This window comes from Thiohalocapsa halophila (assembly GCF_016583825.1).
GTDB lineage: Bacteria > Pseudomonadota > Gammaproteobacteria > Chromatiales > Chromatiaceae > Thiohalocapsa > Thiohalocapsa halophila.
The window spans coordinates 22,402-31,660 of record NZ_NRRV01000063.1 but is presented as its reverse complement, the minus strand read 5'-3'; the positions used below and the strand labels follow the sequence as shown (position 1 = coordinate 31,660).

At 70.3% G+C, this 9,259-nt stretch carries 11 protein-coding genes; 1 reads left to right on the top strand and 10 read right to left on the bottom strand.

Features of this window, described 5'->3' with window-relative positions; genetic code table 11:
• Positions 1-399: 399 nt before the first annotated feature.
• Complete coding sequence (locus CKO31_RS20300; protein WP_322789191.1) at positions 400-1,263, top strand: CPBP family intramembrane glutamic endopeptidase; 864 nt, start codon at positions 400-402, stop codon at positions 1,261-1,263.
• A 247-nt stretch (positions 1,264-1,510) separates the two neighbouring features.
• Here the strand turns inward: CKO31_RS20300 and CKO31_RS20295 are convergent, their stop codons facing one another.
• The 10 genes from CKO31_RS20295 to CKO31_RS20250 form a co-directional block, all read right to left on the bottom strand.
• Positions 1,511-1,696 carry a hypothetical protein gene (locus CKO31_RS20295; protein ID WP_200240890.1) on the bottom strand — a complete coding sequence of 62 codons (186 nt, stop codon included), beginning with the start codon at positions 1,694-1,696 and terminating at the stop codon, positions 1,511-1,513.
• Positions 1,697-1,730: 34 nt separating this feature from the next.
• Positions 1,731-2,042: a 4a-hydroxytetrahydrobiopterin dehydratase family protein gene (locus CKO31_RS20290; protein WP_200240888.1), complete on the bottom strand. Its 312-nt coding sequence runs from the start codon at positions 2,040-2,042 to the stop codon at positions 1,731-1,733.
• Positions 2,023-2,499 carry a ferritin-like domain-containing protein gene (locus tag CKO31_RS20285; protein ID WP_200240886.1) on the bottom strand — a complete coding sequence of 159 codons (477 nt, stop codon included), beginning with the start codon at positions 2,497-2,499 and terminating at the stop codon, positions 2,023-2,025. Before CKO31_RS20285 ends, CKO31_RS20290 begins: the two co-directional genes overlap by 20 nt.
• Positions 2,500-2,709: 210 nt before the next feature.
• Positions 2,710-3,015, bottom strand: coding sequence for an alpha-carboxysome major shell protein CsoS1 (gene csoS1, locus CKO31_RS20280; RefSeq protein WP_274607785.1), 306 nt, complete (start codon positions 3,013-3,015; stop codon positions 2,710-2,712).
• Positions 3,016-3,170: 155 nt separating this feature from the next.
• Positions 3,171-3,473: an alpha-carboxysome major shell protein CsoS1 gene (csoS1, locus tag CKO31_RS20275; RefSeq protein WP_274607784.1), complete on the bottom strand. Its 303-nt coding sequence runs from the start codon at positions 3,471-3,473 to the stop codon at positions 3,171-3,173.
• Positions 3,474-3,560: 87 nt separating this feature from the next.
• Positions 3,561-3,884, bottom strand: a complete 324-nt coding sequence (gene csoS1, locus CKO31_RS20270) for an alpha-carboxysome major shell protein CsoS1 (RefSeq protein WP_200240884.1) — start codon at positions 3,882-3,884, stop codon at positions 3,561-3,563.
• Positions 3,885-3,913: 29 nt separating this feature from the next.
• Positions 3,914-4,255, bottom strand: coding sequence for a carboxysome peptide B (locus tag CKO31_RS20265; protein WP_200240883.1), 342 nt, complete (start codon positions 4,253-4,255; stop codon positions 3,914-3,916).
• A 20-nt stretch (positions 4,256-4,275) separates the two neighbouring features.
• Positions 4,276-4,521: an alpha-carboxysome shell vertex protein CsoS4 gene (gene csoS4, locus CKO31_RS20260; RefSeq protein ID WP_200240881.1), complete on the bottom strand. Its 246-nt coding sequence runs from the start codon at positions 4,519-4,521 to the stop codon at positions 4,276-4,278.
• A gap of 21 nt (positions 4,522-4,542) precedes the next feature.
• The gene (locus CKO31_RS20255) at positions 4,543-6,309 is read right to left on the bottom strand and encodes a carboxysome shell carbonic anhydrase (RefSeq protein WP_322789190.1); all 1,767 of its coding nucleotides are present in this window, start codon (positions 6,307-6,309) and stop codon (positions 4,543-4,545) included.
• Positions 6,310-6,460: 151 nt separating this feature from the next.
• Positions 6,461-9,211, bottom strand: coding sequence for an alpha-carboxysome scaffolding protein CsoS2 (locus tag CKO31_RS20250; RefSeq protein ID WP_242475536.1), 2,751 nt, complete (start codon positions 9,209-9,211; stop codon positions 6,461-6,463).
• Positions 9,212-9,259 lie beyond the last annotated feature (48 nt).

Sequence of the window (9,259 nt, the reverse complement as noted above, 5' to 3'; positions counted from 1 at the left end):
ATCAAGGCCAACAGCGATGATTCCGTCGCCGCGACCACCGCCAAGCTCGCCCGACGCGTGCGCCGGGTGTTCGACTATTTCCTCATGACCGACAACACCAAGCCCCGCGCCTGCCGCGCAGCCGCGGAGGGAGGCTAGAACGGTTTTGCCGTGGCGACGCTGACGGCGGCCACCAAGAAGCCGCCGCGCTCGGCATGGCGCAGCACGCTGTCGTCCATGCTGAGTGTCACGAGCAGCCCCACCACGGGCAGAGCGCGACCTAATCGGGGAACACGCGCGAAAGCGCCCGATCTGCTCCACGCAACCGCCCGCGTCGGCGCTGTGCAGCTTGGCCTTGGTGCTGAGCCATGTCATGACGCGCCCGGCGTCGCCTGCGTCATAGTGCTTCGCTCAACTGCAGTGCGCCGGAACGGCCTGATGACCAGGATTCTTGAGACACCCGCGTTCCAGCGCGTGCCGTCGATCGCGCTACTGCCCTTCGTCCTGATCACGTTCGGCATCACCTGGAGCATTACCGGGCTCTACATCGTTTTTCCCGAGCGCGCCGCCGCCTGGCTCGGTCAGATCAGCGGCACGCACCCGGCCTTCTTCGTCGCGACCTGGGGCCCGGCCATCGCGGCCTGCGTTGTCGTCCCGTCTTTCGCCGGGTGGACCGGCTTCAAGGCCTATCTATCGCGCATCCGCCTGTGGCGCTGCTCCATCGGCTGGGCGGCTTTTCTGATCGTCGGCCTGCCGTTGGTTTTCATGGCTGGCTCGATCGTCCGGGGCGGACCGCTCTTCGCTCCTCTGCCGCCGGCGGGTATCGGCTCCGTGCTGGCGGTTATGATGATTATGCTGTTTCTCGGCCCGATCGAGGAGCTCGGTTGGCGCGGTGTCGCGCAGCCACTGCTTCAGCGCCACATGGCACCGCTCTGGGCGGGCGTGATCATCGGCGTCACCTGGGGCATTTGGCACCTGCCGGCATTCTTCCTGGCCGGCACCCTGCAAAGCGAGTGGGGGTTCCTGCCGTTCCTGCTCGGCAACATCGTCCTCGCCGTGCTGGTCACACCGCTGTTCAACGATTCGCGCGGGAGCATCCTGCTGCCGCTGCTCTTCCATTGGCAGCTCATCAATCCGTTCTGGCCGGATGCACGGCCCTGGGATACCTGGATCCTCGTCGCCCTCGCCGCGATCACGGTCTGGCTCAAGCGCGCGACCATGCTCACGGGCGCGGCAGCCGTCACCGAGGTGGTGCCCCGACGCGCGGACGGGGCCCCGCCATGAGTTGGATGCGCGATGAAGACTAAGTGAGGCGACCTGCTCGTGCCTAGTGCCTAGTGCCTAGTGCAACGATGCGGAAGCCGGGAGACCGTTCCTGTTCCTGATCGGAGTCGGTATCGAAAACGCTTTAGCTGTCCGATCGATACCGATTGCGATACCGATACCGACCCCGCTTGGTCAACACCATTGCACACCGTCTCCGGAGTCTGACGGCTGTGCACTAGTCCGTCGCCCCTCGCCGCTCGCCCCCTCAGTCCGGCCAGATACGAGGAAAGCGCTGGAAGCTGTCGTCGCGCTCGGGGGCGAGCGCCGGGCCGCCGGTGGCGGTGCCGGGCTTGGGGGTGGCGCTGCGCCGGCGGCTGCTGAGGCCGCTCTTGCGGGTGCTGGCGCTGCCGGCGGTGGACCCGCTGGACGGGGTGGCCTTTTCTTCGCTCATGGGACTGGATCCTCTTGTCGATCAGCGTTGTTGATCAGCCTTTCGCAAAACCATCCACGCGCTCGGCGAAGGCTTCCGCCGCGGCGCTGATCTCACCGCTGTCGTCATCCGCGAACAGGGTGAGGTTCACGTAGGTGCGCCCGAAGCTCTGGTTCGGGTAGATGCCGGTCTCCTCGGACAGGTCCACGACTTGTTCCAGGAAGTCCCGCAGGGCGTCGTAGTCCGGGAATTCCAGCCGCCGCTCCAGGCGCAGCGGGCGCTGGCGCCGCCGCCAGCCGTGGGGCGGCGTCGGCGGGCCATCGGCCGGCGGCGGGCCGGCGGCGCCGTCAGAAGTAGGCCCGCTCATCGCGACCTCCGTCGGGTGCAACGCCGAGGGACTTCAGCCACGCGTCGATCTCGCCGGCATGGTGCTGCTCTTCCCGCAGCAGGCCCTCGAAGAAGGCGGCGTTTTCGACGTCGCCGATGCGCCGAGAGAATTCCGTCGCTTCATGATAGAGGGCGACGATCTCGGCTTCCAGGGCCTGGTCCTGCAACAGCAGGTCCACCAGATTCCGGGCCACCCCCGCCGGGCGCAGCTGCGAGGCATTGGGCGCCACGCCCAGGCCCAGCATGCGCTTCACCAGCCGCTCGGCGTGCTGGAGCTCCTCCACCACCTCGCGGCGGAAGCGATCGGCCGCGTCCTTGAGCCCCCAGGCGTCGGCGAGGCCCGCCTGGGTCATGTACTGCTGCACAGCAGAGTACTCCAGGCTCAAGGCCCGGCCGAGATAGCCGAGGGTGCGGGGATGGATGGTGGCGGTGCGCATGCGGAGCGATCAAAACGCTGTAGTCGCTGGCTGTTTGATGCGGTAGCGGTCAGGGGCTGAGGCCTGAGGGCTGAGGGCTGAGGGCTGAGGGCTGAGGGCAAAGCCTACCGCGACCTTGGTCCCCGGGTGTCCAACCGGTCCGCAGCCCTCCGCCCTCAGCCCTTCATCACGCCCTTCGCGGCTTGCCCACCGAACTGGGGCCTTCAGGCGTCAGTCAGGCGCGTTCTCGCCCTTGGGCAGCACCGGCTCCACCTCGCGGTGCGGGCGGGCGATGATGTGCGCGGCCACCAGACCGTCGCCGACGCGCTCGCAGGCGTCGGCGCCGGCGCGCACGGCGGCGTTGACGGCGCCGGTCTCGCCGCGCACCAGCACGGTGACGTAGCCGCCGCCGACGAACTCGCGGCCGATCATGCGCACTTCGGCCGCCTTGGTCATGGCGTCCGCTGCCTCGATGGCCGGCACCAGGCCGCGGGTTTCGATCATGCCGAGGGCGATGCCCATGGTCTCGTTTGCCATTGTTGTGTCTCCGTTGGGTTTGTGCGCCGGGCGTCACCGGCCCGGTTCGCGTGTTCTGAAGCCTCTGTGGACCGCGGGCACCGACTCCCTATCACGGCCTAGCGTCAGCGGGGGTCAGGCAAAGCGGGACGGCCGCACCGCCCGCTCGCTCGGCCTTACTCGCCGCTGCTGCCCTTCGGCAGCACCGGCTCCACCTCCCGGTGCGGGCGGGCGATGATGTGCGCGGCCACCAGGCCGTCGCCGACGCGCTCGCAGGCGTCGGCGCCGGCGCGCACGGCGGCGTTGACGGCGCCCGTCTCGCCGCGCACCAGCACGGTGACGTAGCCGCCGCCGACGAACTCGCGGCCGATCATGCGCACTTCGGCTGCCTTGGTCATCGCGTCTGCCGCCTCGATGGCCGGCACCAGGCCGCGGGTTTCGATCATGCCGAGGGCAATGCCCATGGTCTCGTTCGCCATTTCTGTCTCCGTCTGTCTCAGCTCGTTAAACCTGCCTAGCGGGATACCGGTGGACGCGGCCACCGGAAGGATTCTGTTGTGTAGGCGCTAGCGCCCCGGCCTGCCGGGTGCGAAGGCGTCGCCGGCGCCCGACAGGAGCGGCTCCAGCTCCGAGTGCGGGCGGGCGATGATGTGCGCGGCCACCAGGCCGTCGCCGACGCGCTCGCAGGCATCGGCGCCCGCGCGCACCGCGGCGTTGACGGCGCCCGTCTCGCCGCGCACCAGCACGGTCACATACCCGCCGCCGACCCATTCGCAGCCGACGAGGGCGACCTCCGCTGCCTTGGTCATGGCATCCGCGGCCTCGATGGCCGGCACCAGACCCCGAGTCTCGATCATGCCCAATGCAATACCGAACGGCCGCTCGGCCATGGCTCAAGTCCTCGAATGGCGCCGGGGCTTCACGCCGCCCGCGCCGGGTTGCTGTTGGTCTGCGCCGGCGCGCCGGCTGCATCCCCGTTGTTGCTGGCCGCGGACGATTCCGGCTTGGTGATCGTCTCCGGGGCCCAGTCGTCGATGATCCCGCCGATGGTCAGATCGGTCAGGATGTCCGCATTGCCCATGGCATAGCGCGCCGCGGAGCCGCTGGTGGTGAACACCCAGTTGCCGGGGCGTGTCCCCACCGGATCCGTGGCCACCAGCATCTTGCCCTTGGCGTCCTTCAGTACGCGCAGGGCACAGTGGTCGAGTCCCGGCACGCGATAGGTGCAGTAGAGCGTGCCCACCACTTGGTTGATCTCCATCGCTCGCCGCTCCCCGTGCCCTACTCCGCCTGCCAGTCGTCGATGATGCCGACGATGGTCAGATCGCTGGGATAGGCCTTGCTGCCGGCCGCCTCGCGTGCTGCGGAGCTGCCGACGCAGATGACCCAGTCGTCCGGCTTGCAGCCGATGGCGTCCACCGCCACCAGCTGGCTGCTGCCGTCCTGCACCACTTGCAAATGCTTGTGCTCGAACTCCGGAATCCGGTAGGTCGACACTAGCGGCTTGACGACTCGGCAAATCTTCATGGCTGTCTCTCCGGCCTCCGCTCAGTGCGCCGCGTCTGCGGCCGGCGCCAGCGAGGAGCCGACGATCTCGATGGGCGCCTGGGCGTCTACGTCCCGCACCGCGCGCAGGCAGTGCAGCAGGCCGTCGTCGCAGAGCTTGGGGTAGCGGGCCTTGAGCGCTGCGGCCACCCGCTCGCAGCGGCTCACCGCGCGCTCGCGGGCGCCGGGTACCTGGCCGTGGTAGTCGAAGCGCACCACCAGGGGCACCGGCAGCTGCTGCGAGACGTTGAGCCCCGAGAAAATCTTGATACCGACGTCCAGGTCCGCGGCGCCTTCCTCGACGGTGTCGAGGTAGGCGAAATAGGTGAGGTTGCGCAGCTGGATCTCCTCGAAGCCGATGCCGGCGCCGATGAAGCGCTCCGCGTGGCCGATATCGGCATAGCCGCCGTCGTGGTACTGACGAACATAGTCGATCTGCGAGATGTTCTGCTCGATCAGCCAGGCGATGAGCTCGGTCATACCGGCCCAGGCGGCACCGCCGGTCTCTTGCGCCGGCTGGCGGGCGCGCGGTCCTGCCGCTTTACCGGGGGCATGGGCGCGCACCAGCTCCAGGATGCGCCGGCGCGCCTCGTCGGCACCCAGGCCCTGGGTGATCTCGTAGACCTTGCCGGCGTCCAGCCACTCGTTCAGATCGCAATAGCCGTCGGCGTCCGGCACGTGCACGCGGATGGCGTCGGTGTCCGTGTCCATGCCGATGAGCAGCAGGTCCACCGAGGCGCCGCAGCAGAAGCCGTTCTCCACCGCCTGGCGAAAGGCCTTGAGGCGCTCCCAGCCCTCGCGGGCCGCGGCCTCGTCGTCCGAGCCGTGCTTGGCGCAGCCCTGGTGGGCGGGGTCGACGCTGCTGAAGTGGTACAGGACCACCTTCAGATACCGCGTCGGCTCATCAGCAGTATTCGGCAAACCCTCGCGGAAGCGCAGAAACTCCGTCTCCACCCACTTCTCGACGGTGTTCTCGATATCGAACAGCGAGCCCGCGTAGGACTTGCGCCGCACCGAGCCGTAGGGCAGCCGCAGCACATAGCTGATGGCATGCGCGAGGCGACCGTCGGCACAGGGCGTGACATCCATCAGATGGAAGCCGCACTCCTGCAGGAACGCCTGGAAGGCTGCGCCGTCGCGCCCGCCCAGCGGGTCGTTGGTGTAGAAATCGTCGCTGAAGCGGTGATAGGTCTCGAACACGCTCGCCGCGAAGAGCCGGCGCATGTCGAGGCCCGTCACCCAAGTGGACTCCAGGATGTGCTGCGGCAGCTCGAAGCCGAGCTCATCACGGGCGATGCCTTGGGCGCGGTCGATGAAGTCCGGCTCACAGCGCTCGCTGGCGATGCGCTTCAGCACCGGTACGATGGCATCGAAGGCGCCCTTCACGGCGGATTCGTAGCCGTGCAGCCGCTCGTTGGCGGCGGCGTCCGTCAGCGGGTGCAGCTCGCGGCGCCCCCCCTGTTGTGACCGCGCTTGTGACCGCGCTTGCGGCCCCGTTTGTGACCGGGCCTGTGCCCGAGCTTGGGGCCAGCCCCCTGTCTTGCCCCGGCCGGCGAGCGGGCTCGCGGGCGAGGCGACCGCCTGCGGCGCCGCGCGCTCGCCGAGCCCTGCCTTGAGCCGGGCCTGGGGCATCGACACGGACGAGGCCGCGGCGCGCCGAGCACGGGCGCGCTCCGCCTTGGCCCGCGCCGCGCTGCCGCCGCGCATGGCGTCCGCGGCCTGTGCGCGCTGCGCGGTGCCACGCGGGCGGGCGGCGACGCCGGGCTCCACGCTGGACTCCGACCGCTCGGCGGGCCCATCCGCGGCAATGCCGCTGGACGGGCGCGCCGCAGGCGCCGGCGCCCTGGCCGGCAGGTGGCGGCTGCGCGGGGATTTCGCGGGACGACGAGGCATGACTGCTGTAGTGCTCACCTAAGCCAGGTCAACCGCGGGCACCGCCCGAGTAAGTGATCAGGGCCCCGCGGTCGGTACTGCCGGCGGCGCCGGTGACCCGACTGGTGGGCACGGCGGCCTCCTCGTTGCGCTTGCGCTCCGTCGCCGGCATGGCGCTCATGGGTCCCGGGCGCGTCGGATTGCGCCGCCTGGCCGAGGTCCCCTCAGTGCCGGTGATGCGCTCGCCGCGGTCCCAGTCATCGCCGGTGATCTTGAGCCCGGCGCTTTGGCCCTCACCGGTGATGCGAGGAGCGGGCGCCGCGGTGGCCTCTGACTCCGCCGACTCTGCGGCGCCGCCGGGATTCCCGGTGGGCGTAGGCTCCGGCGTGGTCAGATCCGGGCGCGGGCGCTTGGCATCGAAGCGCGCCTGCTCGGTGCCGGTGATCTTGCCCGTGGCCATGCCGAAGGGGCCGGTGATGTGCTGGTTGGACTCGTAGGAGGTCCCGGTCACGCCGCCTTGGCGGGCCTTGGCGGTGGCGGCCTCCTGCGCCGGCGAGGCGACACTGAAGCCCTGCCATGCGGGTTGCTGAGCTGGACCGCCGCCGTCGATGGACTGGGGGAAGTCCGGGGCATCCGGCTGGGCGCCGTTGCCGCCGCAGGCCTCCGCCCACTGGTCCTTGCCGACATAGGGGGTGCCGGTGAGCGGCTCGCAGGCACCTTTGCCCGCGCCGGTCATGCCGCCGCCGAAGCTGCGCCCGCCGGCCTTGGCCGAGCTGATGCCGGGCTGGATGCCGGTCATGGCCGGGCCGGGTGTCATTGCCAGCGGCCGGGTGCGCTGCTGGATCTCTTTCTGCTGAGGCGGCTCGCAATAGTCCGCCGCCTGCTCCAGACCCGCGTAGGGCGTGCCCGTGATGGCCTTGCAGGTGCCGGGCTCGTCGCCCGTGACCCTGCCGGAGCGCCCGGTCTGGGTGCCGGAGACGAATTTGCCCTTGTTGGTGGCCGAGCGGCCGACCTTCGGGGGCTCCGGCTGGGCTTCGACAGCGCAGGCCTGGTACTGGGACAGGTCCACGTATTGGTCGCCGGTGACCACACGGCAGCTGCCGGGCTCGTCCCCGGTGACCTTCGACGAGCGGCTGACCCGCGTGCCGGTCACGTTACCGCCGGATAGGGTCGTGGACTGGCTGACCTTGGGCGGCGCGATGTCCGTGCCGATGTCCGACGGTGCCGTGTACTGAGTGCCCGTGGGCTTGATCTCGGCGCCCAGCTCGTCGCCGGTGACCTTCGCGGAGCGGCCGACCTTGTTGCCGGAGACGGGCTCGCCGCCATAGGTCTTGTCGGTGCCGAGCTTCACGGGCCCGGGTGCCGGGCGCGTGTCGCAGAAGGCCTCGTACTGGGTCGGCGACAGGTATTCGGTGCCGGTGACATTCTTGCAGGTCCCGGGCTCGTCGCCGGTCACCCGCGGCGAGCGGCCGACCTCGTTGCCGGTGACACGCTGGCCGTGACCGGTGGGGCTCTCATGCACCTTGGGCACATGGCCCGCCGGGTCGGTCTGGCAGAACTCCCGGAAGATGTCGGCGCCCATGTACTCGGTGCCGGTGACGTTGCGGCAGGTGCTGGGCTCGTCGCCGGTGGTCCGCCAGCTGCGCCCGACCTTGGTGCCGGTGACGAACTGGCCCAGGCCCGTTTCGGTCACGGCCACCTTCCAGGGCTGGTCCGTTGCGCCCTGACTCGCTCCCTGCTGGGCCTTGCGCTTGTTGGGATGGATACGCCCGACCGGCGGCGACTTGCGCTCGCCGGCGCCGCCGTTGGCGCTGCGCTGCGCGCGCACCTTCTGCGCCAGCTCACGGGCGGTGAGCTTGGGGTTGGCCTGCCGCGCCAGGCTCGCCGTGGACTGGGCGCCGACAGCGGCGTTTTTGCCGCGGCTCGACAGCGCAGCGCGACGGGCGAGGGCCTGCATGCGGGCGGGGGGCTTGGCACCGAGGGCGGCCTCGGTGCGCTTGTTGCGCAGCGCCGCGTGCTTGCCGTTGCCGAAGCCACTCAGCTTGCTCGGCGCGCCGGGCTGATGCGCGAACTGGCTCAGGTCCGTCGACGGCCGCTCGGCGGCCTCCTTGCGCTCGCCGTTGCAGCCGCAGCCCTCTTGCTTGTCCGAGGTCGCCGCCGGCGCGGCGGCACTGCCCTTGGCTTCGTCCTCCGCGGTGCGTACCCGGTCGTTGCTGCGCTGGGCGCGGCGGCCTTGCTGGGCCAACGCGGCGCGGCGCTGCCGTGCGAGCTCCCGGCTTTTCGCGCTCGGCGACTGCGGGAACGATTGGGGCACCGTGCCCGCACGCGGACTCGGTGTCTTCGGGGCGCTAGAGCCGGCGCTCGGATTCCGGCTCGGCTGCGGGGCCTTGGCCGGCACCTTTGGCGCGGCTGCGGGAGCCGGCTCACCCGGCGCAGACGCCCGACGTGCCGCCCCGCGGGTACGCTCCGGGGCGCTGTTGCGCACGCCCTGCTTGCCCTGGGTCGACATAGCCTTGCGCCGGGCCAGGGCCGCTTCACGGCCGCTCGATTTCAGGTTCGCTTTGCTTGCCATGTAACTCGTTCCAGTGCCTGTTGCGGTGGGCGGCGTCGGTTGCTCTGCGGGCATCCGGGCGAGCGCCGGGCTGCGCTTGCGGCGCGCTGGGGCGGGCAGCACCGGGTACTGCTGCGCCTGCTCCTGCTCTTGCTCCGAGTCGGGCTCCGAGTCGGACCCCGAGTCGGGCTCCGGCGCGCCGGCGGCACCCGCCAGATGCACGAAGACCGAAAAGGCGGTCAGCGACATCGGCCGCGCTTCGCGCTCGGACCGACCGCCGGGGCCTGCGGCTCGGCG

Bases quoted from the DNA above. Each gene is read 5' to 3' on its own strand.
- csoS4 (WP_200240881.1), bottom strand. From the start codon at position 4,521: ATGAAGATTTGCCGAGTCGTCAAGCCGCTAGTGTCGACCTACCGGATT.
- csoS1 (WP_274607785.1), bottom strand. From the start codon at position 3,015: ATGGCAAACGAGACCATGGGCATCGCCCTCGGCATGATCGAAACCCGC.
- CKO31_RS20265 (WP_200240883.1), bottom strand. From the start codon at position 4,255: ATGGAGATCAACCAAGTGGTGGGCACGCTCTACTGCACCTATCGCGTG.
- csoS1 (WP_200240884.1), bottom strand. From the start codon at position 3,884: ATGGCCGAGCGGCCGTTCGGTATTGCATTGGGCATGATCGAGACTCGG.
- CKO31_RS20295 (WP_200240890.1), bottom strand. From the start codon at position 1,696: ATGAGCGAAGAAAAGGCCACCCCGTCCAGCGGGTCCACCGCCGGCAGC.
- CKO31_RS20250 (WP_242475536.1), bottom strand. From the start codon at position 9,211: ATGTCGCTGACCGCCTTTTCGGTCTTCGTGCATCTGGCGGGTGCCGCC.
- CKO31_RS20285 (WP_200240886.1), bottom strand. From the start codon at position 2,499: ATGCGCACCGCCACCATCCATCCCCGCACCCTCGGCTATCTCGGCCGG.
- csoS1 (WP_274607784.1), bottom strand. From the start codon at position 3,473: ATGGCGAACGAGACCATGGGCATTGCCCTCGGCATGATCGAAACCCGC.
- CKO31_RS20290 (WP_200240888.1), bottom strand. From the start codon at position 2,042: ATGAGCGGGCCTACTTCTGACGGCGCCGCCGGCCCGCCGCCGGCCGAT.